General features: G+C 74.2%; 25 protein-coding genes. 8 read left to right on the plus strand and 17 right to left on the minus strand.

Going from position 1 to position 25,389, the window contains the following annotated elements; genetic code table 11:
- Positions 1-9: 9 nt before the first annotated feature.
- Together ACIQ9P_RS01770 and hisI are read right to left on the minus strand one after the other, a co-directional pair.
- A complete protein-coding gene (locus ACIQ9P_RS01770) occupies positions 10-1,524 on the minus strand; it encodes an anthranilate synthase component I (protein WP_402348036.1) in 1,515 nt (504 codons plus the stop codon).
- Between the two features lie 38 nt (positions 1,525-1,562).
- Positions 1,563-1,934, minus strand: coding sequence for a phosphoribosyl-AMP cyclohydrolase (gene hisI, locus ACIQ9P_RS01775; RefSeq protein WP_402348039.1), 372 nt, complete (start codon positions 1,932-1,934; stop codon positions 1,563-1,565).
- A 256-nt stretch (positions 1,935-2,190) separates the two neighbouring features.
- Here hisI and ACIQ9P_RS01780 point away from each other — a divergent pair, with 256 nt between their 5' ends.
- The 4 genes from ACIQ9P_RS01780 (at position 2,191) to ACIQ9P_RS01795 (ending at position 5,506) form a co-directional block, all read left to right on the plus strand.
- Complete coding sequence (locus tag ACIQ9P_RS01780) at positions 2,191-2,826, plus strand: hypothetical protein (RefSeq protein ID WP_402348041.1); 636 nt, start codon at positions 2,191-2,193, stop codon at positions 2,824-2,826.
- 30 nt (positions 2,827-2,856) lie between these two features.
- The gene (locus ACIQ9P_RS01785; protein ID WP_402348044.1) at positions 2,857-3,504 is read left to right on the plus strand and encodes a TIGR03085 family metal-binding protein; all 648 of its coding nucleotides are present in this window, start codon (positions 2,857-2,859) and stop codon (positions 3,502-3,504) included.
- Positions 3,505-3,649: 145 nt separating this feature from the next.
- On the plus strand, positions 3,650-4,435 hold the full coding sequence (locus ACIQ9P_RS01790) for a VOC family protein (protein WP_402348047.1): 786 nt from the start codon (positions 3,650-3,652) through the stop codon (positions 4,433-4,435).
- 156 nt (positions 4,436-4,591) lie between these two features.
- Complete coding sequence (locus tag ACIQ9P_RS01795) at positions 4,592-5,506, plus strand: Crp/Fnr family transcriptional regulator (protein WP_402348050.1); 915 nt, start codon at positions 4,592-4,594, stop codon at positions 5,504-5,506.
- Here the strand turns inward: ACIQ9P_RS01795 and hisF are convergent.
- The 8 genes from hisF to hisD are packed head-to-tail and all read right to left on the minus strand — an operon-like array spanning position 5,466 to position 11,266.
- A complete protein-coding gene (gene hisF / locus ACIQ9P_RS01800; protein WP_402348053.1) occupies positions 5,466-6,236 on the minus strand; it encodes an imidazole glycerol phosphate synthase subunit HisF in 771 nt (256 codons plus the stop codon). The genes ACIQ9P_RS01795 and hisF overlap by 41 nt on opposite strands.
- Complete coding sequence (locus tag ACIQ9P_RS01805) at positions 6,233-6,673, minus strand: Rid family hydrolase (RefSeq protein WP_402348056.1); 441 nt, start codon at positions 6,671-6,673, stop codon at positions 6,233-6,235. Before ACIQ9P_RS01805 ends, hisF begins: the two co-directional genes overlap by 4 nt.
- Positions 6,670-7,395 carry a bifunctional 1-(5-phosphoribosyl)-5-((5-phosphoribosylamino)methylideneamino)imidazole-4-carboxamide isomerase/phosphoribosylanthranilate isomerase PriA gene (gene priA / locus ACIQ9P_RS01810; RefSeq protein WP_402348059.1) on the minus strand — a complete coding sequence of 242 codons (726 nt, stop codon included), beginning with the start codon at positions 7,393-7,395 and terminating at the stop codon, positions 6,670-6,672. Before priA ends, ACIQ9P_RS01805 begins: the two co-directional genes overlap by 4 nt.
- A 20-nt stretch (positions 7,396-7,415) precedes the next feature.
- A complete protein-coding gene (gene hisH, locus ACIQ9P_RS01815) occupies positions 7,416-8,051 on the minus strand; it encodes an imidazole glycerol phosphate synthase subunit HisH (protein WP_402348062.1) in 636 nt (211 codons plus the stop codon).
- A 34-nt stretch (positions 8,052-8,085) separates the two neighbouring features.
- Entirely contained in the window at positions 8,086-8,238 is a 153-nt protein-coding gene (locus ACIQ9P_RS01820) for a hypothetical protein (protein WP_266268853.1), read from the minus strand.
- The gene (gene hisB, locus ACIQ9P_RS01825; RefSeq protein ID WP_402348066.1) at positions 8,235-8,828 is read right to left on the minus strand and encodes an imidazoleglycerol-phosphate dehydratase HisB; all 594 of its coding nucleotides are present in this window, start codon (positions 8,826-8,828) and stop codon (positions 8,235-8,237) included. Before hisB ends, ACIQ9P_RS01820 begins: the two co-directional genes overlap by 4 nt.
- 6 nt (positions 8,829-8,834) lie before the next feature.
- Positions 8,835-9,935, minus strand: a complete 1,101-nt coding sequence (locus ACIQ9P_RS01830; RefSeq protein WP_402349812.1) for a histidinol-phosphate transaminase — start codon at positions 9,933-9,935, stop codon at positions 8,835-8,837.
- On the minus strand, positions 9,932-11,266 hold the full coding sequence (gene hisD, locus ACIQ9P_RS01835) for a histidinol dehydrogenase (RefSeq protein WP_402348069.1): 1,335 nt from the start codon (positions 11,264-11,266) through the stop codon (positions 9,932-9,934). The genes ACIQ9P_RS01830 and hisD overlap by 4 nt, the downstream gene beginning before the upstream one ends.
- Positions 11,267-11,359: 93 nt before the next feature.
- Between hisD and ACIQ9P_RS01840 the strand changes: the two genes are divergently transcribed.
- The 3 genes from ACIQ9P_RS01840 to ybaK are packed head-to-tail and all read left to right on the plus strand — an operon-like array spanning position 11,360 to position 14,297.
- Positions 11,360-12,988 carry an oxidoreductase gene (locus tag ACIQ9P_RS01840; RefSeq protein ID WP_402348072.1) on the plus strand — a complete coding sequence of 543 codons (1,629 nt, stop codon included), beginning with the start codon at positions 11,360-11,362 and terminating at the stop codon, positions 12,986-12,988.
- A 42-nt stretch (positions 12,989-13,030) separates the two neighbouring features.
- The gene (locus tag ACIQ9P_RS01845) at positions 13,031-13,759 is read left to right on the plus strand and encodes an LON peptidase substrate-binding domain-containing protein (RefSeq protein WP_402348075.1); all 729 of its coding nucleotides are present in this window, start codon (positions 13,031-13,033) and stop codon (positions 13,757-13,759) included.
- A 43-nt stretch (positions 13,760-13,802) separates the two neighbouring features.
- The gene (gene ybaK, locus ACIQ9P_RS01850; protein WP_402348078.1) at positions 13,803-14,297 is read left to right on the plus strand and encodes a Cys-tRNA(Pro) deacylase; all 495 of its coding nucleotides are present in this window, start codon (positions 13,803-13,805) and stop codon (positions 14,295-14,297) included.
- A gap of 31 nt (positions 14,298-14,328) precedes the next feature.
- On the opposite strand, the gene ACIQ9P_RS01855 is transcribed toward ybaK, so the two are convergent.
- The 6 genes from ACIQ9P_RS01855 to ACIQ9P_RS01880 all read right to left on the minus strand — a co-directional run bounded on the left by ACIQ9P_RS01855 (position 14,329) and on the right by ACIQ9P_RS01880 (position 20,676).
- The gene (locus ACIQ9P_RS01855) at positions 14,329-15,150 is read right to left on the minus strand and encodes a hypothetical protein (RefSeq protein ID WP_402348081.1); all 822 of its coding nucleotides are present in this window, start codon (positions 15,148-15,150) and stop codon (positions 14,329-14,331) included.
- A 107-nt stretch (positions 15,151-15,257) separates the two neighbouring features.
- The gene (locus ACIQ9P_RS01860) at positions 15,258-16,070 is read right to left on the minus strand and encodes an ABC transporter permease (RefSeq protein ID WP_402348084.1); all 813 of its coding nucleotides are present in this window, start codon (positions 16,068-16,070) and stop codon (positions 15,258-15,260) included.
- On the minus strand, positions 16,067-17,065 hold the full coding sequence (locus ACIQ9P_RS01865; RefSeq protein WP_402348087.1) for an ABC transporter ATP-binding protein: 999 nt from the start codon (positions 17,063-17,065) through the stop codon (positions 16,067-16,069). Before ACIQ9P_RS01865 ends, ACIQ9P_RS01860 begins: the two co-directional genes overlap by 4 nt.
- Positions 17,066-17,144: 79 nt before the next feature.
- Positions 17,145-18,401, minus strand: a complete 1,257-nt coding sequence (locus tag ACIQ9P_RS01870) for an NYN domain-containing protein (RefSeq protein WP_402348089.1) — start codon at positions 18,399-18,401, stop codon at positions 17,145-17,147.
- A gap of 241 nt (positions 18,402-18,642) precedes the next feature.
- Entirely contained in the window at positions 18,643-19,689 is a 1,047-nt protein-coding gene (locus ACIQ9P_RS01875) for an aspartate-semialdehyde dehydrogenase (protein ID WP_402348092.1), read from the minus strand.
- Between the two features lie 96 nt (positions 19,690-19,785).
- The gene (locus tag ACIQ9P_RS01880; protein ID WP_402348095.1) at positions 19,786-20,676 is read right to left on the minus strand and encodes a dihydrodipicolinate synthase family protein; all 891 of its coding nucleotides are present in this window, start codon (positions 20,674-20,676) and stop codon (positions 19,786-19,788) included.
- 72 nt (positions 20,677-20,748) lie between these two features.
- Between ACIQ9P_RS01880 and ACIQ9P_RS01885 the strand changes: the two genes are divergently transcribed.
- Positions 20,749-21,636, plus strand: a complete 888-nt coding sequence (locus ACIQ9P_RS01885; protein ID WP_402348098.1) for a LysR substrate-binding domain-containing protein — start codon at positions 20,749-20,751, stop codon at positions 21,634-21,636.
- Positions 21,637-21,677: 41 nt separating this feature from the next.
- Here ACIQ9P_RS01885 and dnaE read toward each other — a convergent pair whose 3' ends face one another.
- Complete coding sequence (dnaE, locus tag ACIQ9P_RS01890) at positions 21,678-25,235, minus strand: DNA polymerase III subunit alpha (protein WP_402348101.1); 3,558 nt, start codon at positions 25,233-25,235, stop codon at positions 21,678-21,680.
- Positions 25,236-25,389 lie beyond the last annotated feature (154 nt).

Consider the following 25,389-nt stretch of genomic DNA (forward strand, 5'->3'; position numbering starts at 1 on the left):
CCCTGGGGCCTACGGCCTACGCAGCGTATTCGCGGTGGCGACCGCCCGCAGGACGGCGGCGGCCTTGTTGCGGCATTCGGTGTCCTCGCCGTGCGGGTCGGAGTCGGCGACCACGCCGGCCCCGGCCTGGACGTACGCCGTGCCGTCGCGCAGCACCGCGGTGCGGATCGCGATCGCGGTGTCCGAGTCCCCCGCGAAGTCCAGGTAGCCGACGCAGCCGCCGTACAGGCCGCGGCGGGTGGGCTCCAGCTCCTCGATGATCCGCATCGCCCTCGGCTTGGGCGCGCCGGAGAGCGTGCCGGCCGGGAAGCACGCGGTCAGCACGTCGAAGGCGGTCCGCCCCTCGGCGACCTTCCCGGTCACGGTGGAGACGATGTGCATGACGTGGCTGTAGCGCTCGATCTGCATGAAGTCGACCACCTCGACGCTGCCCGGCTCGCAGACCCGCCCGAGGTCGTTGCGGCCGAGGTCCACCAGCATCAGGTGCTCGGCCCGCTCCTTGGGGTCGGCGAGCAGCTCGGCGGCCAGCCCGGCGTCCTCGTGCGGGGTGGCGCCGCGGTGCCGGGTGCCGGCGATCGGGTGCAGCATCGCCTCCCCGTCGGTGACCTTGACCAGCGCCTCCGGGCTGGAGCCGACCACGTCGAAACCGCCCTCGGCGCCGCCGTCCGGACCGGGGAAGCGGAACAGGTACATGTACGGGCTGGGGTTGGTGGTGCGCAGCACCCGGTAGACGTCCAGCGCGGAGGCGGGGCAGGGCGCCTCGAACCGCTGCGAGGGCACCACCTGGAACGCCTCGCCGGCCCGGATCCGCTCCTTGATCTCCTCCACCGCGGCCCGGTAGGGCTCCCCGCCGAACGGCGAGCGGACCTCGCCGGGGCCGGTCGGGGTGAAGGTCGCCAGACCGGGGTCGACCGGCTTGAGCAGGTCGGCCTCCATCCGGTCGAGCCGGGCGACGGCGTCCGCGTACGCCTCGTCGACCCCGCTCTCCAGGTCGTTGTGGTTGACGGCGTTGGCGATCAGCAGCACGGTGCCGTCGGCGTGGTCGAGCACGGCCAGGTCGGTGGCCAGCAGCATGGTGAGCTCGGGCAGCCTCAGGTCGTCCGGGTTGAGGTCGGGCAGCTTCTCCAGGCGCCGCACGACGTCGTAGCCCAGGTAGCCGACCAGGCCGCCGGTGAGCGGCGGCAGGCCGTCGTCGGGGTGGCGCGGGGTGTGCAGGGTCCGCAGCGCGGCGCGCAGCACCTCCAGCGGGTCGCCGGTGGTGGGGATGCCGACCGGCGGGGCGCCGAGCCAGCGGGCGTCGCCGTCGGGACCGGCGGTCAGGGTGGCGGCGCTGCGGACCCCGACGAAGGAGTAGCGCGACCAGCTGCGGCCCTGTTCGGCGGACTCCAGCAGGAAGGTGCCGGGGCGCTCGGCGGCCAGGCTCCGGTAGAGGCCGATCGGGGTGAGGCCGTCCGCGAGGAGCCTGCGGGTGACCGGGATGACCCGGGTGTCGACGGCGAGCTTGCGGAAGGCTTCGAGGTCCATGCGGGCGGCACCTTACGGGGAGGGGCGGAGCGGGCGGTTCAGCCGAGCGGGAGCACGTCGGCGTCGAAGCAGGTGCGGTCGCCGGTGTGGCAGGCCGCGCCGGTCTGGTCGACCTTGACCAGCAGGGTGTCGCCGTCGCAGTCGAGCGCGACCGACTTGACCAGCTGGACGTGGCCGGAGGTGTCGCCCTTCACCCAGTACTCGTGGCGGCTGCGGCTCCAGTAGGTGCAGCGGCCGGTGGTGAGGGTGCGGTGCAGCGCCTCGTCGTCCATCCAGCCCAGCATCAGCACCTCACCGGTGTCGTACTGCTGCGCGACGGCCGGGAGCAGCCCGTCCGCGGTCCGCTTGAGCCGGGCGGCGATCGCGGGGGCCAGGGCGGTGGAGCCGGGGGCGGCGGGTGTGGTGGACATGGGGCCATTGTGACAGCCCGGTCCGGCCGCCAGGTCCGCCGTCCGGATCGCGGCCGCGCCCCTGGGCGGGGCCGCGGGGCACGTCGGGCGGGGCGCCGGGGGGCGTGGCGGCTCGACGCCGGGGGGCGTGGCGGCTCGGCGCCGGGGGCGTGGAGCAGGGACCGGGGGGTGGTGCTCCGGCCGGGAGGACCATCCGATCGAACGAGTTCTGCCAACCGCCTGCCGGGCACCCCCGCTCTGCGCCATTCTCGTGGTCATGACCTCCGAGCAGCACGCCGCCGAGCCTGCCGAGCCGCCCGGCCGCGACCGGCCCGCCGCCGACCGGCCCGGCGGCGAGGACGCCCGGCCGTCCCGCGGCCTGCGGGTCGGCGTCGCGGCGGTGCTGGTGCTGCTGCTCGCGGTGGTCGCGACGGTCCTGCTGTGGCCGGGGGACGACCCCGCCCCGGCGCCGCCCCCGCCCTCCCCCACCACCGCGACACCGACCCCCACCCCGACAGCCACGCCCACCCCCACGCCGACCCCGACGCCGACGAAGGTGGTCCCCTACGCTTTCTTCACCGTCGGGACCTGCCTGGACCACCCGCAGCTGAGCAGGACCGTCACCAAGCCGGAGGCCCGCCCCTGCGAGGGCAAGCACGACGGCGAGGCGATCGCCGACCAGCTGCTGCCCGAGGGACTGACCGACGGCTACGTGATCGGCAACGCGATGCGGGACGGCTGCAAGGAGGCCCAGGCCGCCGCCGAGGCCCGGCAGGGCGGCGGCGGACCGTACTACAGCTACCCGGTGGGCCCGAACTACTCCTTCTACCAGCAGGGCTGGCGCGACTACACCTGCGTCCTGACGGCGGGCAACCGGCCGGACACCGGCAAGCTCACCGGGCACCTGCGCTGACCCTCCGTCGGCACTCGTAGGGTGGGCCGCATGTCTAACCACGCGCTCGCCGAGCGCCACCGCCTGGCCGAACTGCTGGCCGCCGCCGGGCCGGACGCGCCCACCCTCTGCGCCGGGTGGACCACCCGGGACCTCGCCGCCCACCTGGTGCTCCGCGAGCGGCGGCCGGACGCCGCCGCCGGCATCCGGGGCGGCCCGCTGGCCGGCTGGACCCAGCGGGTGCAGGAGTCCTACGCCGCGCGGCCGTACGAGGAACTGGTCCGGACGTTCCGGGCCGGACCGCCCGCGTTCTCCCTGTTCTCCCTGCCCGGCGCGGACGAGGCGGGCAACACCGTCGAGTACTACGTGCACGCCGAGGACGTGGCCCGGGCCGGCGACGGCCCGGTGCCGACGGCGGTGCCGGCCGGGCGGGCCGAGGCGCTCTGGCGCCGCCTGTCGCTGCCCGCCCGGTTGGAGGCGGGCCGCCGCTCCCCGGTGCGGCTGGAGCTGTGCCACCCGGACGGCCGGACCCTGGCCGTCGGCCCGGCCGGACCGGAGACGGTGCGGATCACCGGCGAACCGGGCGAACTGGTGCTGTTCGCCTTCGGCCGGGGCGCCCGGACCCGGGTCGAGGTCGACGGCCCGCACGACGCCGTCGAGGCCCTGCGGCACGCCCTCCCGCTCCCCGAGCGCGAGTAGCGCCACCGGGGTCCCGCCCCGGCTGCGGATGTCAGTGGCGGGGGGCAGACTCGCAGGTGGCCGGGAGGGGCGCCGCCGGGCCCACGGTGGCGGCCGCCCGGCCCCCTGCCCGTCGTACCCGTCTCCCCCGAAGGGACGCGACACCATGATCACCACCGACTACCCGGTCGGCTCCCCCTGCTGGATCGACCTCGGCAGCCCCGACCCGGCGGCCGCCGCCGCGTTCTACGGGGCGGTGTTCGGCTGGACCTTCCGGTCGGCCGGCCCGGAGGCCGGCGGCTACGGCTTCCTCCAGTTGGACGGCCGGACGGTCGCCGCCGTCGGCCCGCTCACCGAGGACGGCGCGCACTCCGCCTGGACGACGTACTTCCGCACCTCCGACGCCGAGGCCGCCGCCGGTGCCGTCGAGCGGGCCGGCGGCACCGTCCGGGTCCCGGCCTTCGACGTGATGGACGCCGGGCGGATGGCCCAGCTGACCGACCCGCAGGGCGCGGAGTTCGCGGTCTGGCAGCCGGGCGCCGTCACCGGCCTGGACGCCGTGTCCGAGGACGGCGCGCTGATCTGGGTCGAGCTGCACACCGGCTCCGTGGACGCCGGCTTCGGCTTCTACCGGGCGGTGTTCGGCTGGCGCGAGGAGGACTTCCCGGCGCCCGGCATGACGTACAAGGTGCTCTCCCCGGCCGGGGGCGACCTGCGGGCCACCTCCTTCGGCGGCCTCGCCCCGGTGCTGGCCGAGTCCCAGCCGCCGTCCTGGACGCCGTACTTCGGCTCCTCCGACGTGGACGCGGTGGTCGCCCGGGCCACCGCTGCCGGGGCGACGGTGCTGATGGGACCGGAGGACCTGCCGGACGTCGGCCGGATCGCCTGGCTGGCCGACCCGTTCGGCGCCCCGTTCGCCCTGATCAAGGGCGAGCCGCGGGAGGACACCTGACGGGTGACGCACCAGCACCAGCACCCGCGCCCGCCCCGGCGCCCGGCCGACCGGCCGCCGCCGGGGCCGCCGCCACGCCTTCCGCCACCCACCGTGCTGCGCTAGCCTCTCCGCCGCAGGGGGCACGGCCCCACCGCCGGAGCGGAGGAGCACGGGGTGGCACCGGCGCAGCACACAGGACCGCAGCACCCGGGACCGCAGTACCCGGGACGGCAGTGCGGAGAGCCGCGGCCCGCGCCCGCCGCGGGCCCGCCCGGGGGCGGCTGGCCCGAGGGGACGCTGCTCGCCGAGCTGCGCCGCGACGGCTCCCCGGCCGCGCTGGCCGCCGAGCGGGCCGTCCTGCGGCTCGGCACCCGGCGCGCGCACGGCCACGGCGAGACCCTGATCCTCGACCGCGACCTCGGCGGCTTCGTCCTGCTGCTGCTGACCGGTTTCGCCAAGGCGACCGTGGAGGACACCGGTGGGGCCCCCGCGCTGCTGGACATCCGCGCGTACGGCGACGTCGTCGGCGAGGCGGCCGCGCTCGACGACCGGCCCCGCTCGGCCACGGTGACGGCGGCCGGACCGGTCACCCTGCGCCGGATCTCCCAGGCGGACTGGCTGCACTGGCTCGGCGGCCACGCGGCGGCCGGACTCGCGCTGAGCCGCTGTCTGGTGCACCGGGGCCGGGTCACCACCCGCCGACTGGTCGGCCTGGTGTCGGAACCGGTGGTGCACCGGCTCGCCCACCACCTCGCCGACCTGGCCGGCCGGTACGGCACCGCCGGCCCGCGCGGGGCCGGCCTCACCGTCCGCCCCCGGCTGACCCAGGCCGAGCTGGCCGCACTGGTCGGCGCCGGGGAACGACGGGTGCACCACGCCCTGCACGAGCTGGCCGGCCACGGGCTGATCCGGCTCGGCCGACGCAGGACGACGGTGCTCTCGCTGCCGGGCCTGCTGGCGGTGGCCGCCGGCGCCGAACCGGGCACCGGCCCCGACGGACCGGAGCGCGACCCCGACGGCCCCGGCGCCGACCGGCCTCGGCGCGGACTCAGCGGACCGGGTGCCCGGCCTCCCGCAGCGCGCCCTTGACCTCGCCGATCCGCAGGTCCCCGAAGTGGAAGACGCTCGCCGCCAGCACCGCGTCCGCGCCGGCCGCCACCGCGGGGGCGAAGTCGGCGAGCTTCCCGGCGCCGCCGGAGGCGATCACCGGGACGGACACGGCCGCCCGCACGGACCGGATCAGCTCCAGGTCGTAGCCGTCCTTGGTGCCGTCGGCGTCCATCGAGTTGAGCAGGATCTCGCCCGCGCCCAGCTCGGCGGCGCGCCCGGCCCACTCCACCGCGTCCAGGCCGGTGCCCTCGCGGCCGCCGTGGGTGGTGACCTCGAAGCCGGACGCGGTCTCGGTGCCCTCGGGGCAGCGGCGGGCGTCCACCGACAGCACCAGCACCTGGCGGCCGAACCGCCGGGCGATCTCGCGGACCAGCTCGGGGCGGGCGATGGCGGCGGTGTTGACGCCGACCTTGTCGGCACCGGCCCGCAGCAGCTTGTCGACGTCCTCGACGGCGCGGACGCCGCCGCCGACGGTGAGCGGGATGAACACCTGCTCGGCGGTGCGGCGGACCACGTCGTAGGTGGTCTCGCGGTCGCCGGAGGACGCGGTGATGTCGAGGAAGGTCAGCTCGTCGGCGCCCTCGGCGTCGTAGAGCCTGGCCATCTCGACCGGGTCCCCGGCGTCCCGCAGGTTCTGGAAGTTGACGCCCTTGACCACGCGGCCGGCGTCGACGTCCAGACAGGGGATGACACGTACTGCGAGGGTCACGGCTGCTTGCCTTCCAGAGCTTCCAGGGTGGCGGCGAGTCCGGCGCGGTGGGCGTCGAGTTCGACCTCGACGAGCATCCGGGAGTCGACCAGGCTCTGCACCACCACGAGGGTGGTGACCGGGCGCACGGCCCCGAAGAGTTCCTGGTGGGCGCGGCCCGCCGCGTCGATGTCACGGGAGTGGGTGAGGTACACCCGGGTGCGGACCACGTCGTCCGCCGTCAGACCGTACGCGGCCAGGGCCGCCAGCGCGTTGCCGACGGCGGCCCGCACCTGCTCGTAGGGGTCGCCCTCGCCCTGCAGCACACCGTCCACCAGCGGCCTGGCACCGGCCACGTGGACGTGGTCCCCGACGGCGACCGCCTGCGACGCGCCGAGGATTTCCTCCCAGCGGGAGAACCCGTCGACCCGGCCGCGCACGATCCGACGTTCCGTCATCCCGAAACCGCCTCCAACGCCTCTCCGAGGGTGAACTTCTGCTCGTAGAGTGCCTTGCCGACGATCGCGCCCTCGACTCCCTCGCCGACCAGGCCGGCGATCGCGACCAGGTCGTCCAGCGAGGAGACGCCGCCGGAGGCGACCACCGGACGGTCGGTGGCGGCGCACACGTCGCGCAGCAGCTTCAGGTTGGGGCCGGTCAGGGTGCCGTCCCGGTCGACGTCGGTGACGACGTAGCGGGCGCAGCCCTCGGCGTCCAGGCGGGCCAGCACCTCGAAGAGCTGGCCGCCCTCGCTGGTCCAGCCCCGGCCGCGCAGGGTGGTGCCGACCACGTCGAGGCCGACGGCGATCCGGTCGCCGTGCTCGGCGATGACCTTGGCGACCCAGTCCGGGCTCTCCAGGGCGGCGGTGCCGAGGTTGACCCGGGTGCAGCCGGTGGCGAGGGCGGCGGCCAGCGAGGCGTCGTCGCGGATGCCGCCGGACAGCTCGACCTTGATGTCGAGGGTCTCGGTGATGCCCCGGACCAGCTCGCGGTTGGAGCCGGTGCCGAAGGCGGCGTCGAGGTCGACCAGATGCAGCCACTCGGCGCCGGCGTCCTGCCAGGCGAGGGCGGCGGCGAGCGGCTCGCCGAAGGAGGTCTCGGTGCCGGAGGCACCCTTGACCAGGCGGACGGCCTGCCCGTCCCGGACGTCGACGGCGGGCAGCAGTTCGAGGCGGCTCATGTGGTACACGTCTTCCGTCGTCAGAGGGTGTTGACCCAGTTGGTCAGCAGGGCGGCGCCGGCGTCGCCGGACTTCTCGGGGTGGAACTGGGTGGCCCAGAGCGGGCCGTTCTCGATCGCCGCCACGAACGGCTGCCCGTGGGTGGCCCAGGTGACCAGCGGCGGGTTGATCCGCGCGCTGTGGGTCTCCAGTTCCCAGTGCCGCACCCCGTAGGAGTGGACGAAGTAGAAGCGGGCGTCCGCGTCGAGGCCGGCGAACATCCGGTTGCCCTCGGGGGCGTCCACGGTGTTCCAGCCCATGTGCGGGACGACCGGGGCCTCCAGCGGCTCCACGGTGCCCGGCCACTCGTCGCAGCCGGCGGTCTCCACCCCGTGCTCGACGCCCTTCTCGAAGAGGATCTGCATGCCCACGCAGATGCCCATGACCGGTCGGCCGCCGGCCAGCCGGCGTCCGACGATCCAGTCCCCGCGGACCGACTTCAGCCCGCGCATGCAGGCTTCGAAGGCGCCGACGCCGGGAACGAGCAGGCCGTCGGCGTCCATCGCCCGCTGGTAGTCGGAGGTGACGGTGACGGTCGCCCCGGTCCGTTCCAGGGCGCGCTGCGCCGAGCGGAGGTTGCCGGAGCCGTAGTCGAGCACCACGACGTTCTTGCCCATGTTCAGGTGTCCAGTTCTTTCGTTCGCCGGGCGGTCACAGGCGCATCAGGCCGGCACCCAGGCACATGACCGAGCCCAGCGCGAGGACGAGGATGACGCCCTTCGCCTGCTTCTGCTTCCAGAACGAGATGACGCCGCCGGCCAGGAAGAGCCCGACGAAGATGAGGATCATCGCGGTGTTGCTCACAGCGCACCCTTGGTCGACGGGAGGATGCCGGCCGCGCGCGGGTCGCGCTCGGAGGCGTAGCGCAGGGCCCGGGCCAGCGCCTTGAACTGGCACTCCACGATGTGGTGGGCGTTGCGCCCGTAGGGCACGTGGACGTGCAGGGCGATCCGGGCCTGGGCCACGAAGGACTCCAGGATGTGCCGGGTCATGGTGGTGTCGTAGGCGCCGATCATCGGCGCCATCTTCTCCGGCTCGGTGTGCACCAGGTAGGGGCGGCCGGAGAGGTCGACGGTCACCTGGGCGAGCGCCTCGTCCAGGGGGACGGTGCAGTTGCCGAAGCGGTAGATGCCGACCTTGTCGCCGAGCGCCTGCCGGAAGGCGGCGCCGAGCGCGAGGGCGGTGTCCTCGATGGTGTGGTGGCTGTCGATGTGCAGGTCGCCGTCGGTCTTCACGGTCAGGTCGAAGAGGCCGTGGCGGCCGAGCTGGTCGAGCATGTGGTCGTAGAAGCCGACGCCCGTGGAGATGTCGGTCTTGCCGGTGCCGTCGAGGTCTATTTCGACCAGGACGGACGTCTCCTTGGTGGTGCGCTCGACGCGTCCGATGCGGGTCATACGGGGTTACAGCTCCTTGATCACTGAGGCGACGGCGGCCAGGAAGGCGTCGTTCTCGGCGGGGGTGCCGGCGGTGACGCGCAGCCACCCGGGGACGCCGTTGTCCCGGACCAGGACGCCGCGGTCGAGGACGGCCCGCCAGACGGCGTGGGTGTCGGCGAAGCGGCCGAACTGGACGAAGTTGGCGTCCGAGTCGGTCACCTCCAGTCCGAGTCCGCGCAGGGCGCCGACCAGCCGGTCGCGCTCGTCCTTGAGCCGGCCGACGTAGCCGAGCAGGGTGTCGGTGTGCTCCAGGCAGGCCAGCGCGGTCGCCTGGGTGACGGCCGACAGGTGGTACGGCAGGCGCACCAGCTGGACGGCGTCCACCACCGCCGGGTCGGCGGCCAGGTAGCCCAGGCGCAGTCCGGCCGCGCCGAACGCCTTGGACATGGTGCGGGTGACCACCAGGTTGGGGCGGCCCTCGGTCAGCGACAGCAGCGAGGGGCGGTGCGAGAACTCGACGTACGCCTCGTCGACCACGACCAGGCTGGGCCGGGCGGCCTGCGCGGCCTCGTAGAGCCGCAGCACGGTGTCGGCGGCGACGGCGGTCCCGGTCGGGTTGTTCGGCGAGCAGACGAACAGCACGTGCGGCCGGTGCTCGGCGATCGCCGCGGCGGCCGCGTCCAGGTCGATGGTGAAGTCGGCGTTGCGCGGGCCGGAGATCCAGCCGGTCCCGGTGCCCCGGGAGATCAGCGCGTGCATCGAGTAGGAGGGCTCGAAGCCGAGCGCGGTGCGGCCGGGGCCGCCGAAGGTCTGCAGCAGCTGCTGGAGCACCTCGTTGGAGCCGTTGGCGGCCCAGACGTTCTCCCGGGCGACGGCGAAGCCGGTGGTCCGGGTGAGGTAGGCGGCCAGGCCCTCGCGCAGTTCGACCGCGTCCCGGTCGGGGTAGCGGTTGAGGTGGCGGGCGGCCTCGGCGACCCGCTCGGCGATCCGGGCGACCAGCTCCTCGGGGAGCGGGTACGGGTTCTCGTTGGTGTTCAGCTGGACCGGGACGTCGAGTTGCGGGGCGCCGTAGGGCGACTGTCCGCGCAGCTCCTCCCGGACGGGAAGGTCGTCGATGGTGATCACGTGCCGGGAACCGTCCACTCGCTCTGCCAATTGTCTTCGTCTCCGACGAAACGTGCCTTGATCGCGTCGCCGTGACCGGGCAGGTCCTCGGCGTCCGCCAGGGTGACCACGTGCGCGGCGATGCCGGCCAGCGCCTCGCGGTCGTACTCGACGACCTGCACGCCGCGCAGGAAAGTCTGCACGGACAGGCCGGCCGAGTGGCAGGCGCAGCCGCCGGTGGGCAGCACGTGGTTGGAGCCGGCCGCGTAGTCGCCGAGCGAGACCGGGGTGTACCGGCCGATGAAGATCGCGCCCGCGTTGCGGACCTTCGCGGCGACGGCGCGCGGGTCCCTGGTCTGGATCTCCAGGTGCTCGGCGGCGTAGGCGTTGACGACGGCCAGGCCCTGCTCCAGGTCGTCGACCAGGATGACGCCGGACTGGCGGCCGCCGAGGGCCTCGGCCACCCGCTCGGCGTGCTTGGTCCGGGCGACCTGGGTCTTCAGCTCGGCCTCGACCGCGTCGGCGAGCGCCACCGAGTCGGTGACCAGCACCGAGCCCGAGGTCGGGCCGTGCTCGGCCTGGCTGATCAGGTCGGCGGCGACCTCCGCCGGGTCGGCGCTGTCGTCGGCGAGGACGGCGATCTCGGTCGGTCCGGCCTCGGAGTCGATGCCGATCCGGCCGGCGAAGTAGCGCTTGGCGGCGGCCACGTAGATGTTGCCGGGGCCGGTGACCATGTTCACCGGCTCGCACTCCTCGGTGCCGAGGGCGAACATCGCGACCGCCTGGGCGCCGCCGACGGCGTACACCTCGGTGACGCCGAGCAGCGCGCACGCGGCCAGGATGGTCGGGTGCACCCGGCCGCCGAACGCCTTCTGCGGCGGCGAGGTCACCGCGATCCCGGCGACACCCGCCTCCTGGGCCGGCACCACGTTCATCACTACGGAGGACGGGTAGACGGCCAGACCGCCCGGCACGTACAGCCCGACCCGGTCCACCGGCACCCAGCGCTGGGTCACCGTGCCGCCGGGCACCACCTGGGTGGTGTGCCCCTCGCGGCGCTGGTCGGCGTGGACCAGCCGGGCCCGGCGGATCGACTCCTCCAGTGCGGCGCGCACCTTCGGCTCCAGCCCGGCGAGGGCCTCGGCGAGCTGCTCGGCCGGGACCCGGGTGGACTCCAGCCGCACGCCGTCGAAGCGTTCGGTGATCTCGATCAGCGCCGCGACCCCGCGATGATGCACGTCCTCGGCGATCGGGCGCACCGTCTCCAGGGCGGCCGCGACGTCGAAGTCGGCACGGGGCAGCAGGTTGCGCGGGTCGTCGAGCGAGCCGCGCAGATCGATTCGAGAGATCACGCTCCCCAGTGTAAGGAGTGGCCGGAACCGGCGATCCCGCATTTCAGTCCGTGATACGAAGGGCGAGACGACCGGGGGACACGGGGGGACGGCATGGCGGAGCGGGCACCGGACGGCTGGACGGCGACCGAGCAGGCGTTGTGGCAGGCGTTCCGGCACGGCCGGACCCTCGATCTGCGCACCGGCACGGCCTCCGGTCCGCGCACCGGCGGGGCCGCCGAGCCGCGCACCGGCGGGGCCGACGCGGACGACCCCTTCGGCGAGGCCGTCTGGGACTCCGGGCGGACGGTCCGGGCCGAGGTGCTGTCCCGGCTGCTGCTGGACGGGCCCGCCCCGGTGCCCGGCCGGGTCGCCTCGCTGAAGCTGACCGGCGCGCTGGTCACCGGGCCGCTGCGGCTGGCCGGCGGCACCATCGGGCACTACGTCGAACTCCACGACTGCCGGTTCGACCAGAAGATCCTGATGTCCGAGGCCGAGGCCGGCACCCTGCGCTTCATCAACTGCCTCGTCCCCCGGCTGGAGGCGTCCCGGCTGGTGACCTCCGGCGATCTGCACCTGGCCCGCTGCCGAATACCGCAGGGCGTCCGGCTCACCGACGCCCGGATCGGCACCGACCTGCTGCTCAACCAGGCCGTCCTGGGCGGCGACCGGTTCGGCCGGGCGCTGTCCGCCGACGGCGTCGCGGTGAACCAGGACTGCGAGGCCGACCGGCTCGTCACCGACGGCGAGGTGAGCCTGCGCACCGCCCGGATCGGCGGCCGGCTCTCACTGCGCGGCGCCCAGCTGCACTCCGTCCCGGGCAACCACAACGCCCTCAACGCCGTCCGGCTCACGGTCGGCCACACGCTGTACCTGAGCGGATCGGCCGACGGCGGCTGGTACGGCTCGCAGACCTACTACGGCTCCGGGTACGGCGAGGTGCCGCCGCCGGACTCGCCGACCACGCCGTTCCGCGCCTTCGGCCAGGTCCGGCTCTCCGACGGCCGGTTCGAGAACGCCTGCCTGCTGTCCGACGCCGAGTTCCACCTCGACCGGGGCGACGAGGTCACCCTGCGCCGGATCCAGACCCCGGAGCTGCGCTTCACCTGCCGCTTCCCGGCCGGCGGCAGCGTCTCGCTGTCCCGGGCCCGGGTCGGCAACCTGGTCGACGCCCCCGGCGCCTGGCCGCGGCACGGCACGATCGGCCTCACCGGCTTCACCTACGAGTGCCTGCGCCCGGCGGTGCCGTTCTCCGCCCACGACCGGATCGCCTGGCTGGAGGGCGCCGCGGTGGAGTTCCAGCCCGAGTCGTACGAGCAGCTCGCCGCCGCGCTGCGCCGCGACGGAGCCGACGACGACGCCCGCGAGGTGCTCTACGCCAAGCAGCGCCGCCGCCGGCAGACCCTGCCGCGGCCGGCCCGGATCTGGGGCCGGATCCAGGACGTGACCGTCGGCTACGGCTTCCGGCCCGGGCGGGCCGCGCTCTGGCTGCTGCTCGCCTGGGCACTCGGCAGCCTCTACTTCGCCACCCACGAGCTCCAGCCGCTCAAGGCCGACGAGCGGCCGCACTGGAACCCGGTGCTGTACGCGCTCGGCCAGCTGCTGCCGGTCGTCGACCTGGGCCAGAGCGGCTGGAACCCCGGCGGGGCCGCCCAGTGGGTCTCGGCCGGGCTGGTCGTGGTCGGCTGGGTGCTGGCCACCACCGTCGCCGCCGGCGCGACCCGGATGCTCCAGCGCGGATAACCCCGAGGCGCCGGTGCCGTCGGGGGAACTACGCTGTCCGCCGTGACAGAACGGCTGCCGCTCTTCCCGCTGAACAATGTGCTCTACCCGGGCCTGGTCATGCCCCTGAACGTCTTCGAGGAACGCTACCGCCGTCTCGTCGCCGATCTGCTGGACGGGCCCGAGGACCGGCCGCGCCGCTTCGGCGTGCTCGCCATCAAGGACGGCCGCGAGGTCGCCCCGGTCCGTCCCGACGACGGGCCGGCCGGGCCGCTGGACGGCCTCGGCACCGCCACCGGCGACCCGCTGGAGGCGCTGCACCACATCGGCTGCGTCGCGGACGTCACCTCCGTCCAGGCCCAGCCGGACGGCCGCTACGAACTGCTGGTCACCGGCACCACCCGGTTCCGGCTGCGCTCGGTCGACGTCGGCGGCCCCTACCTGGTCGGCGAGGCCGAGCCGATCGAGGAGCGCGCCGGCGAGGGTTCCGGGGCCCTGGCGGCCGAGGTCGAGCGGGCCTTCCGCACCTACCAGCGGCGGCTGGCCGGCGCCCGGGAGGCCAGCCCCGTCGGCCGGCAGGAGCTGCCGGACGACCCGCAGGTGCTGTCCTACCTGGTCGCGGCGGCCGCCGTGCTGGAGGTCCCGCTCAAGCAGCGGCTGCTGGCCAGCCCGGACAACGCCCAGCGGCTGCGGGCCGAGCTCGACCTGCTGCGCCGCGAGAGCGCGGTGCTGGGCTGGCTGCCCTCGCTGCCCGCCGTCAACCTGACCCGCCAGTCCTTCAGCCCCAACTGAACCGGGCCCGCCGAACCGGACCCGACCGAGCACCGGAGGCCCCGTGGCCGCGAAACCGAGGAAGGGCGGCCGGGGCACGCCCGCGACGGTCGCCCTGGAGAGCGCCGGTGTGCCGTTCACCGTGCACACCTACGAACACGACCCGGCGGCGGCCTCGTACGGGGAGGAGGCGGCCGAGGTGCTGGGGGTGTCCGCCGCCCGGGTCCTCAAGACCCTGGTCGCCGACGTCGACGGCGTGCTCACGGTGGGCGTGGTCCCGGTGTCCGGCCGGCTGGACCTCAAGGCGCTGGCCGCGGCGGTGGGCGGCAAGCGCGCCGCGATGGCCGATCCGGCCGCCGTCGAGCGCAGCAGCGGCTACGTCCTGGGCGGGGTGTCCCCGCTGGGCCAGCGCCGGGCGCTGCGCACGGTCGTCGACGGGAGCGCGCTCGACCACGTCACCGTCTACGTGTCCGGGGGCCGTCGGGGCCTGGAGGTCGAGCTCTCCCCCGCGGACCTGGTCGCCCTGACCGGGGCCCGGACCGCCCCCATCGGGCGCTGACCGGACGGGGCCGGGGGTACCGCCCGCCGGCTCAGCCCTCCCGCCGGTCCCGCCGCTCCCACTGGTCCTGCGGCGGGTCGACCGGGGCGGCCCGGTCCACCGGGTGCACCGCCGGAAGGCCCGCGCCCGGCGCCGGCGGCCCCGGCACCCAGTACGGCGGCGGGTCCTCCTCGCGCTTGCCGAACGCCGCCGACAGCGCCAGCAGCAGCACCATCGCGGCCATCGGCCAGGCCAGCACCGCGCCGTACGCCCCGAGGTCGATGTCCGCCGAGAAGTGCCCGCCGTTGCCGACCCGCCGCGCCTCGGCGACGAGGTCCCGGCCCGGGCCGAGCCAGCGTCCGAGCCCCCACGCGCCCACCGAGGCCAGCAGTCCGCCGACGGCCAGCCCGGCCGCCACCGCGATCCCGCCGCCCCGCTTCCGGGTGAGCAGGAAGGCGCCGAGCGCGGTCAGGAGGCCCGCCCCCAGGCCGAGCAGGACGAAGACGCTGTCGGCGCCGGCCCGCTGCTCGCCCTCCGGGTCGCCGTAGAGGATCTTGTTGCCGTCCACCACCAGCGGCACCTTGGGCGCCAGCCAGGCCCACAGCACGCCCATCAGGACCCCGAGCACCAGGCAGGCCAGCACCGTGGCCGCTCCGACCCGCAGCTCGGGCAGCAGCCGCCGCGCGAGCGGCTCGGCCGTGCCCTTCCCGGCCGCCGGGTCCACCCCGGGCGGCAGCCCGTACAGCTCGGAGGCGGGTCCGGGCGCGGCGTACGGATCACGGTCGGCGGCGTACGGGGCGGGCACGGCGTCCGCCACGGCATCGGCGCCGCCGTCGGCGCGCGCGGGATCCGGAGGTGTGTTCGGTACGGTCACGCCCCCATCGTTTCACGCTCACCACCACCACGACCCGGCCACCCACCGAACCACCGGGCCCCGGACGGGCACCGGCGCGCGGGAGGGCCGTCAGGGCCGTACGCGGCCTAGCGCCGGGTCGCCCGTCGGTAGGCCCAGGTGGCCACGGCCAGCGAGACCACGCCCACCCCCGCGCACACCCCGAGGTCCGCGACCACCGCCGCCCAGTCGGGGCCGGGCCGGAAGGTCCGGGCGAACGCCTCCACCGCGTAGGTGGACGGCAGCAGGTCGCGCAGCCACAGCACCGGCTGCGGCAGGTGGTCGACCGGCAGCACCCCGAGCAGCAGCGCCGCCGACATGCCGAGCTGCCCCAGCATGGTGGCGATCTCCTGCCGGGGCGCGAGCAGCCCGCAGGCCGCGCCGAGACCGGCCAGCGCCGCGCCGGCCAGCGGCACCACGGCGAGCAGCACCCACAGCTGGCCCAGCGGCAGCCCGAACATGACCGCGCCCGCGGCGGCCGTGACCAGCGCCCCCGGCAGGGTGAACGAGGCGAACGCGGCGGCCGCGCCGAGCACCACCGACGCGGCCGGAACCGGCAGCGTCGCGTAGTGGTCCAGGCCGCCGCTGGCCCGCAGCCGTCCGAAGTACTGGGCGAGCAGGTTGAGCGCCACGAAGGCGACCACCAGCACGCTGGAACCGGCCACCACGTACCGGGCGGCCGAGGTCTGCCCGGCGTCGACGACGCCCCGCATCATCACCAGGATGCCGAGCGACTGGAAGGTGGCCACGAACAGCAGCGGGATCCGGGCCACCTTGGCCCGGGCGAGCTGCGCCCGGTAGACGGCCGCGAGGGCGGGCAGCAGCCGGGCGGCGGGGGCGAGCGGGGCGGGTCCGCCGGCCGCGGCCGGGGTGGTCCGCGGCGGTGCCGAGAGCAGCGTCACTTGGCCAGTCCTCCGTGGCGGCCGCCCAGTTTGAGGTACGCGTCCTCAAGGCTCGGGGTGGCCAGGGTGAAGTCGTCCAGGGCGGCGAACGCCGGGCCGGTGGTGACGGCCGCGACCAGTTCGCGGGCCTGCTCGGGGGTGGTGCGGACGGTCCAGCGGCGACCGGTGCGCTCGGCCCGTTCGGCCAGCGCGGCCACGGCGGGGACGCCCAGCGGCGCCTCGTCCCGCCAGACCAGGTCGAGCCGGACGTCGCCGTCGACCAGCGCCTTGAGGCCGCCGGGGGTGTCGCAGGCGATCACCCGGCCCTCGTCGACGACGGCGACCCGGTCCAGCACGGTCTCCGCCTCGATCACGTTGTGGGTGACCAGCAGCACCGTGGCGGAGCGTTCGGCCCGGCGGCGTTCGACCGCCGACCAGACGGCCCGCCGGGCGACCGGGTCCATGCCGGTGGTCGGCTCGTCGAGGACGAGCAGCGGCCGGTCGCCGACCAGGGTGGCGGCGAAGCAGGCGAGCCGGCGCTGACCGCCGGAGAGCTTGGCGAGCGGCCGGTGGGCGAGCGGTTCCAGGGACAGTTCGGTGATCACCTCGTCCGTCGCCGCCCGGGCCTCGGCCCGGCCGAGGCCGCGCAGCCGTCCGGTGGTCTCGGCGGCGAGGGCGACGGTCAGCTCGTCGAGCGCGGTGGACTCCTGGCCGAGGTAGCCGAGCAGCCGGGCGGCCCGTTCGGGGTGCCGGACCACGTCGTGGCCGAGGATCTCGATGCTGCCGGAGTCGGGCCGCAGCAGACCGGTGAGCTGGCGGACCAGGGTGGACTTGCCCGCGCCGTTGGGTCCGAGCAGGCCGAAGATCTCCCCCTGCCGAACGGTCAGGGTGATGCCGTCATTGGCCCGTACCGTCTCGGCACGGCCGCCGCGCCCGGCGCGGTACGTCCGTACCAGGTCCCGTACGGCGCAGCACGGCGCGGTGTCCTGGGGTGCCCGCCCGGCCGACTCGCTCACGACCGAAGACTCTACGCGGTGCAACCGGCGAACCGGACAACGGGGCCCGTTCCGCCCCGCGCCCGGTCGCCCGCCGGGGTCAGTCGTCGACCACGACCAGGTGGCCGCCGGGGACGCGGGCGGCGAGCTCCTTCCAGAATCCGGCCCGGATCGCGTACCGGTCGTGCTCGTCGATCTGGTCGTCCTTGTGCGCGAGCAGCCCGAACCGGGCGGCGTAGCGCAGCAGCTCGCCGTCGACCCGGTGCGGGATCCGGGGGTAGTCGGGCCACAGGGCGGTGAGCCGTTCGACGTCTCCGGCCCGGGTGGTCCAGCGGCGGGCGAAGACCTGGCCGACCTCGTGGGCGTCGCCGCCGATGGAGGTGATGTCCTCCTCGCGGTCGGCCCAGCGCTGCTCGGCCGTGGTGAGCTGGGCGAGGGTGGGCAGGCCGTCCCCTGCGGTGGCGGCGGGCTCCTGGGCGGGCCGTTCGATCCAGCCCCGGTCGGAGGACCAGCGCAGCACCGGGCCGGTCGGGTGGCGGTCGGTGGCGGTGGCGGTGGCCTGCCGGTCGGCGGTGCGCCCGGCGAGGTCCTTGGGGGTGGGGACGACCTTGAGTCCGGCGGCCGCGGCGGGCTGGGGGCGTCCGTCGACGGCCGGGCCTGCGGCGACCGCGGCGGCGGCAGCGGTCCCGGCGGCGGGGCGGCCGGGCTCCGGCTCGGGCAGCGGACGGCGCTCGGGCGCGGCGGGCGGGGCGGCGAGGATCTTGGCGATCTCGTGCCGGGCGCCGGGGGCGGGGAAGACGTTGGAGGTGTCGCGCAGGCTGAACGATCCTTCGATCCACTCGCGGTCCAGCACCCGCCGTTCGTCGGCCTCGCCGACGAGGTCCTCGGACTGGTTGAAGTCGCCGTCGGCGGCCTGGAGCGCCCAGAGGTGGACGACGACGCCGTGCTCCTTGGCGGACATCATGCCGGGCAGCAGGTCCCCGTCGCCGGTGATCAGCACGACGTCGGCGCAGGCCCGGTTGCGGGCGAGTTCGGAGAGCTCGGCGTGCATCGCGGCGTCGACGCCCTTCTGCACCCAGCGCCCCTCGGCCCGGGTGAGCGCGCCGAGCCGGACGGTGACCCTGGGCAGGACGCGCAGCCGCCGGTGCTCGGGCATCGGGCGGCGCTCGGGCGCGGCGTCGAACCAGTAGATCCGCAGCAGCGGGAGGCCGGTCTCGGCCTCGGCGCGTTCGCGCAGGGCGGCGATCAACGCGATGTGGTCGACGGTGACCTTGGAGCGGGACGGGTCACCGGCGAGCAGACTGGCGGCGGCGCCCAGCAGGTATCCGGCATCCACGAGGACGACACAGCGGTCCATCGCGCACCTCTTTCCGCTCGCCCTCGGGGTGGGGGCTCCGCCGGACCGACGGTGCCGGGGTGGGCGCGGTCCGCCCGGCGCCCGGGCGGGGTGGGGTGAGGGGGTACCCGCGGCCGCCCGATCGTTGGGTCACCTTTTCCCACTGACCCGCCCGCCGAACCTCGGGCTCCGCCGCTGTCCCGCGACAGGCCGAAGGGCCCCGTCCGGTCGTGGACGGAGCCCTTCGCCGCGATGCGGCAGGTCAGCCCCGGAGCTCGGCGGCGACCAGCTCCGCCAGCTGGACGGCGTTGAGCGCGGCGCCCTTGCGGAGGTTGTCGTTCGAGATGAACAGCGAGAGGCCGTTCTCGACCGTCTCGTCGGCGCGGATCCGGCCGACGTAGCTCGGGTCCCGGCCGGCGGCCTGGAGCGGGGTCGGGATCTCGCTCAGCTCGACGCCGGGGGCGCCGGTGAGCAGCTCGACCGCGCGCTCGGGGCTGATCGGGCGCTCGAAGCGGGCGTTGATCTGCAGCGAGTGGCCGGAGAAGACCGGGACGCGCACGCAGGTGCCGGCCACCTTGAGCTCGGGGATGCCGAGGATCTTGCGGCTCTCGTGGCGGAGCTTCTGCTCCTCGTCGGTCTCGTTGGAGCCGTCCTCGACGATCGAGCCGGCCAGCGGGACGACGTTGAAGGCGATCGGGCGCTTGTAGACCCTGGGCTCGGGGAACTCGACCGAGGACCCGTCGTGGGCGAGCGCGGCGGCGCCGTCGACGACCTTGGCGGCCTGGTCCTGGAGCTCGGCCACGCCGGCCACGCCGCTGCCGGAGACGGCCTGGTAGGTGGAGACGACCAGGGCGGCGAGGCCGGCCTCGTCGTGCAGCGGGCGCAGCACCGGCATGGCCGCCATGGTGGTGCAGTTCGGGTTGGCGATGATGCCCTTGGGGCGGTCGGCGACGGCCTGCGGGTTGACCTCGGAGACGACCAGCGGGACCTCGGGGTCGCGGCGCCAGGCGGAGGAGTTGTCGATGACGACGGCACCCGCGGCGGCGGCCCTGGGGGCGAGCTCCTTGGAGGTGGAGCCGCCGGCGGAGAAGATCACGATGTCCAGGCCGGTGTAGTCGGCCGTGGCCGCGTCCTCGACGGTGATCTCGGTGTCCTGCCAGGGCAGGGTGCGGCCGGCCGAGCGGGCCGAGGCGAACAGTCGCAGCTGCTCCACCGGGCCGACGCCGCCCGGGAGGTCCGCGCGCTGCGCCAGGATCTCGCGGACCACGCCGCCGACCTGACCGGTGGCCCCGACAATGCCGATCTTCATCCGTCTACTCCTCTTGATGTCGCCGTTCACGGCCGCACTCCGCCCATCATGCCTTGTCACGGGCGCCGGACGGCCGGGTATTCCATCCTGTGGTCCTCAGTGGTCCAGACCACTGAGGAGTTCCAGCACCCGCTCGACCTCCGCCGGGCCGGCCGGCAGCAGCGGCAGCCGCACGTCCGGTGTCGGGATCCGCCCCTGCGCGTGCAGCACCCCCTTCACCACCGCCGGGTTCGGCGCGGCGAAGGCCGCCACCGCCAGTCCGGCCAGCCGACGGCCCAGCGCCCGGGCCCGCTCCGCGTCCCCGGCCCGCCACGCCTCGGCCAGCTCGACGAACCGCGCGGTGGCCAGGTGGGCCGAGGCGGGGATACCGCCGTCCGCGCCCAGCGCGAGCAGCGGCGCGAGCACCGCGTCGTCCCCGCCCAGCACCGAGAACCCGGCCGGGGCGGCGGCCAGCAGCTCCACCACCGCCTGGTCCACCCCGCCCGTCGCGTACTTCACGCCCACCACGCCGGGCAGCGCGGCCAGTTCCAGCAGCGCGGCCCCCGACAGCTCCTGCCCGGTCCGGTAGGGGATGTGGTAGAGGACCAGCGGCACCGAACTGGCCTCGGCCAGCGCCCGGAAGTGCGCCACCGTCCCGGCCTCGCCCGGCCGGACGAAGGACGGCACGGTGACCAGCGCGGCCGCCACGCCCGGCACCCGCCCGGCCAGCCCGGCCAGCTCCCCGGCGGCGAGGGCGGTGCCCGGCCCGCCCGCGCCGACCAGCAGCGGAACCCCCCTGGCGGCGCAGACCTCCGCGCAGACCTCGGCCACCGCCTGCCGCTCGTCCGGCGTCAGCGCGGCCGGCTCGCCGGTGGTGCCGAGCGCGACCAGTCCGGCCGCGCCCTCGTCCAGCAGCGAGCCGGCCAGCTTCTCCAGCGCGTCCAGCGCCACCGAGCCGTCGGCCGCGAACGGGGTGACCAGGGGGACGAAGATGCCCTTGAGTTCCATGTCCACGATCCTGCGGCCGGGCGATCCTCCAGGTCCAGTTCATGTTTCCGACGCTTCTCGTAAGCTGGGCCGATGCTCGACGTCCGACGCCTGCGCCTGCTGCGCGAACTCGCCCACCTCGGCACCATCGCCGCCGTCGCCGAGGCCCTCAGCTTCAGCCCCTCGGCGGTGTCCCAGCAGTTGTCCGTCCTGGAGAAGGAGGCCGGCGTCCCGCTGCTCGAACGCACCGGCCGCCGGGTCGCCCTCACCCCCGCCGGACGCAACCTGGTCCGGCACGCCGAGGCCGTGCTCGAACGGCTGGAGCAGGCGGGCGCCGAACTCGCCCACGCCCGCGAGGGCCTGGCCGGCCCACTGCGGATCGGCACCTACCCGTCGGCGGCCCGCGCGATCGTCCCGGCCGTGCTCGCCGAACTGGCCGGCTGGCACCCCGGACTGGAGCCGATGGTCACCGAGGTCGACCCGGCCGAGGTCGCGGCGGCGCTGCGGGCCGGCGAGCTGGACGTCGCGCTGGTGCACGAGTACGACCTGGTTCCGGCCGACCCGGAGCCCGGTCTGGCGCTGACCCGGCCGGTCTTCAGCGAACCGATGTACCTCGCCGCCCGCGCCCCCGGCACCGTCGCCGACCAGCGCGCCGAACCGTGGATCGTCTCCCCTCCGGGCACCCTGTGCCACGGCATGGCCGTCCGGGCCTGCGAGAGCGCCGGCTTCGCCCCCCGGATCCGGCACCGGATCGACGACTTCGCCACCGTGCTCGCCCTGGTGGCGGCCGGTCAGGGGGTGGCGCTGGTCCCCCACCTCGGCATCGACCGGCCCCCGCCCGGGGTCGTCCTCACCCGGCTGCCGATGTACCGCCGCACCCGCGCCGCGTTCCGCGCCGGCGCCGGGGCCCACCCGGCGATCTCCGCCTTCGTCTCCGCCCTGCACAGCGCCGTCCCGGCCCCGCTGCGCAACGCCGCGTAGCGGGGGTTTCCGGGCCCGGGCACCCCCGCTACGCGACGGCGTCAGCCCGGCGCGCCGCCCGTCCCGTTGGCGGCCAGGCAGCTCGGCCCGAGCAGCTGCTTGAGGTCGCCGAACAGCGCCGGGTCCGACTTCACCCGGTGCCGGTCCAGCCGGAGCAGCGTCGTCCGGTGCTCCTCCTCCAGCCGGACCCGGACCTCGGTCGTCCCCCGGTGGCTGCTCAGCACCTCGCCGAGCCGCGCCACCAGCGGCGGCGTCACCTTGCCGTCCGGGATGATGATGACGATCGGCGCCTCGGCGTGCGCGTTGGACAGGTCGGGGGCGTTCAGCTCCATCCCCATCAGCCGCGGGACGTCCTCCCGCCGGTCCAGCTTGCCCCGGACGAACACCACCGCGTCCTCGACCAGTTGCGAGGACACCAGCTGGTAGCTGGCCGGGAAGAACATGCAGTCGATCGAACCCGCGAGGTCCTCGACCGTCGCGATCGCCCAGGCGTTGCCCTGCTTGGTCATCTTCCGCTGGAGGCCCGAGATGATGCCGCCGATGGTGACGATCGCCCCGTCCGGCCGCTCGGCGAGCTCCGCCACCGCGCAGTCCGCCTTCTCCGCGAGCAGGTGCTCGATGCCGTGCAGCGGGTGCGAGGACACGTACAGGCCCAGCATCTCCCGCTCCTGGGTGAGCAGGAAGGACTTCTCCCACTCCTCCTCGGAGAAGACGACGTCCAGCCCGTAGGCCGGCTCGTCGCTGGTCGCGTCGCCGCCGAAGAGGTCGAACTGCCCCTCCGCCTCCTTGCGCTTGATGCCGACCACGTTGTCGATCATCGGCTCGAACTCGGCGCTCAGGCCCTTGCGGGTGTGCCCGAGCGAGTCGAAGGAACCGGCCTTGATCAGCGACTCGACGGTCCGCTTGTTGCAGACCACCGACTCCACCTTGTCCAGGAAGTCCGGGAAGGAGGTGAACTTCCCCTTCGCCTTCCGGGTCCGGATCATCGACTCCACGACCGGCCCGCCGACATTGCGGATGGCGGTCAGGCCGAACCGGACCAGGGTGTCCCCGTGCGGCGTGAAGTCGGAGTCCGACTCGTTGACGTCCGGCGGCAGGACCTTGATGCCCATCTTGCGGCACTCGTTGAGGTAGACCGCCGACTTGTCCTTGTCGTCCTTGACCGAGGTCAGCAGACCGGACATGTACTCGGCCGGGTAGTTGGCCTTGAGGTACGCCGTCCAGTACGAGACCAGCCCGTACCCCGCCGTGTGCGCCTTGTTGAACGCGTAGCCGGAGAAGGGCACCAGGACGTCCCACACCGCCTGGATCGCCGCGTCCGAGTAGCCGCGCTCCCGGCAGCCCTTCCGGAACGGGACGAACTCCGCCTCCAGGATCTCCTTCTTCTTCTTGCCCATCGCGCGGCGCAGCAGGTCGGCCTGGCCGAGCGAGTAGCCGGCCAGGATCTGCGCCGCCTTCTGCACCTGCTCCTGGTAGACGATCAGGCCGTAGGTGGGCCGGAGCACCTCCTCCAGCGGCTGCTCCAGCTCCGGGTGGATCGGGGTGATCTCCTGCTGGCCGTTCTTGCGCAGCGCGTAGTTGGTGTGCGAGTTGACGCCCATCGGGCCCGGCCGGTAGAGCGCCAGTACGGCGGAGATGTCCTCGAAGTTGTCGGGCTTCATCAGCCGCAGCAGCGAGCGCATCGGGCCGCCGTCGAGCTGGAACACGCCGAGGGTGTCGCCCCGGGCCAGCAGCTCGTAGGTCGGCTTGTCGTCGAGCGGCAGCTGGAGCAGCTCGATCTTCTCGCCCTTGTTGCGCTCGATCGCCTTGACGGCGTCGTCCATGATCGTCAGGTTGCGCAGGCCGAGGAAGTCCATCTTGAGAAGGCCGAGGCCCTCGCAGGTGGGGTAGTCGAACTGGGTGATGGTGACGCCGTCGGTGTGCCGGGTCCAGACCGGGATGTGGTCGGTCAGCGGCTCGGCGGACATGATGACGCCGGCCGCGTGCACGCCGGGCTGGCGGATCAGGCCCTCGATGCCGCGCGCGGTGTCGATCACCTTCCGCACGTCCGGGTCGTTCTCGTACAGCCCGCGGATCTCGCCCGCCTCGCCGTAGCGCGGGTGGGCGCTGTCGGTGATGCCGGACAGCGGGATGCCCTTGCCCATGACGTCCGGCGGCATCGCCTTGGTGATCCGGTCACCCATCGCGTAGGGGTAGCCCAGGACCCGCGAGGAGTCCTTGATGGCGGCCTTCGCCTTGATGGTGCCGTAGGTGACGATCATGGCGACCTTGTCGGATCCCCACTTCTCGGTCACGTACCGGATCACGTCACCGCGCCGGCGCTCGTCGAAGTCGATGTCGACATCGGGCATCGAGACGCGCTCGGGGTTGAGGAAGCGCTCGAAGATCAGACCGTGCGGGATCGGGTCGAGGTCGGTGATGCCCATCGCGTACGCGACCAGCGAGCCGGCCGCCGAACCGCGGCCGGGGCCCACCGCGATGCCCTGCCCCTTGGCCCACATGATGAAGTCCGCGACCACGAGGAAGTACGCCGGGAAACCCATCTGGACGATAGTGTCCATCTCGTACTCGGCGAGCTTCCGGTGCTCCTCGTCGTAGCCGTTCGGGAAGCGCCACTCCATGCCCTGCCAGACCTGGGCCCGGAAGAAGGCCGCCTCGGAGTCGAAGCCCTCCGGGATCGGGAAGCGCGGCATCAGGTTGCGGAACTCGAACATGCCCGCGGTGTCGACCCGCGAGGCCACCAGCAGCTGGCTGTTGCGGCAGCCCTCCTGCCAGGCGTCCGACTGGTCCAGCGCGTACATCTCGGCGGCCGACTTGATGTAGTAGCCGGTGCCGTCGAACCGGAACCGGTCCGGGTCGGACAGGTTCTTGCCGGTCTGCACGCAGAGCAGCAGGTCGTGGGCGCCGGCGTCGGCCTCGGTGGTGTAGTGCGAGTCGTTGGTGACCACCGGCGGGATGCCGAGCCTGGTCCCGATCTCGATCAGCCCGTCCCGGACCCGCTTCTCGATGTCGAGGCCGTGGTCCATCAGCTCCAGGAAGTAGTTCTCCTTGCCGAAGATCTCCTGGTACTCGGCGGCCGACCGCAGCGCCTCGTCGAACTGGCCCAGACGGAGCCGGGTCTGCACCTCACCGGACGGACAGCCGGTGGTCGCCATCAGGCCGCCGGACAGCTCGGAGATCAGCTCCTTGTCCATCCGCGGCCACTTCACCAGCCAGCCCTCGGAGTACGAGCGCGAGGTCAGCTTGAAGAGGTTGTGCAGGCCCTCCTTGTTCCGGGCCCAGATCGTCTTGTGGGTGTAGGCGCCGGACGCCGAGACGTCGTCCCGCTTCTGGTGCGGCTGGCCCCACAGGATCCGCTTGGTGTTCGAACGGGACTCCGGGGCGACGTACGCCTCGATGCCGATCACCGGGGTGATGCCCGCGCCGACGGCCTGCTTGTGGAACTCGGCGGCGCCGTACATGTTGCCGTGGTCGGTCATCGCGACATGGGTCTGCCCGAGCCGCTCGACCTCCTTGAACATCTGCTTCAGCCGGGCTGCGCCGTCCAGCATCGAGTACTCGGTGTGGACGTGCAGGTGCGCGAACGGCTGATCGCTCAAGGCGGGGCCTCCGTAGGCTCGTACTGGCAGATGGGCCGACGAACGCGCAGGTCACAGAGGGTTCCCGAAAGAAATGAACAAGGCCCGAGCCGCTGACCGGACCCGGACCGCCACTCACGCGTTCACGCTCCCTACTCTAGCCCTCAGGCCCTCG

The sequence above is a fragment of the Kitasatospora sp. NPDC094019 genome (genome assembly GCF_044764505.1).
Lineage (GTDB): Bacteria > Actinomycetota > Actinomycetes > Streptomycetales > Streptomycetaceae > Kitasatospora.

Excerpts from the sequence above, each read along its gene's own strand:
- ACIQ9P_RS01770 (WP_402348036.1), bottom strand. The coding sequence starts at position 1,524 with ATGGACCTCGAAGCCTTCCGCAAGCTCGCCGTCGACACCCGGGTCATC.
- hisI (WP_402348039.1), bottom strand. The coding sequence starts at position 1,934 with ATGTCCACCACACCCGCCGCCCCCGGCTCCACCGCCCTGGCCCCCGCG.
- hisH (WP_402348062.1), bottom strand. The coding sequence starts at position 8,051 with ATGGGCAAGAACGTCGTGGTGCTCGACTACGGCTCCGGCAACCTCCGC.
- ACIQ9P_RS01840 (WP_402348072.1), top strand. The coding sequence starts at position 11,360 with ATGGCGGAGCGGGCACCGGACGGCTGGACGGCGACCGAGCAGGCGTTG.
- priA (WP_402348059.1), bottom strand. The coding sequence starts at position 7,395 with ATGAGCCGCCTCGAACTGCTGCCCGCCGTCGACGTCCGGGACGGGCAG.
- ACIQ9P_RS01780 (WP_402348041.1), top strand. The coding sequence starts at position 2,191 with ATGACCTCCGAGCAGCACGCCGCCGAGCCTGCCGAGCCGCCCGGCCGC.
- ACIQ9P_RS01885 (WP_402348098.1), top strand. The coding sequence starts at position 20,749 with ATGCTCGACGTCCGACGCCTGCGCCTGCTGCGCGAACTCGCCCACCTC.
- ACIQ9P_RS01875 (WP_402348092.1), bottom strand. The coding sequence starts at position 19,689 with ATGAAGATCGGCATTGTCGGGGCCACCGGTCAGGTCGGCGGCGTGGTC.
- ACIQ9P_RS01790 (WP_402348047.1), top strand. The coding sequence starts at position 3,650 with ATGATCACCACCGACTACCCGGTCGGCTCCCCCTGCTGGATCGACCTC.
- hisB (WP_402348066.1), bottom strand. The coding sequence starts at position 8,828 with ATGACCCGCATCGGACGCGTCGAGCGCACCACCAAGGAGACGTCCGTC.
- ACIQ9P_RS01805 (WP_402348056.1), bottom strand. The coding sequence starts at position 6,673 with ATGACGGAACGTCGGATCGTGCGCGGCCGGGTCGACGGGTTCTCCCGC.
- ACIQ9P_RS01880 (WP_402348095.1), bottom strand. The coding sequence starts at position 20,676 with ATGGAACTCAAGGGCATCTTCGTCCCCCTGGTCACCCCGTTCGCGGCC.
- ACIQ9P_RS01870 (WP_402348089.1), bottom strand. The coding sequence starts at position 18,401 with ATGGACCGCTGTGTCGTCCTCGTGGATGCCGGATACCTGCTGGGCGCC.
- ACIQ9P_RS01785 (WP_402348044.1), top strand. The coding sequence starts at position 2,857 with ATGTCTAACCACGCGCTCGCCGAGCGCCACCGCCTGGCCGAACTGCTG.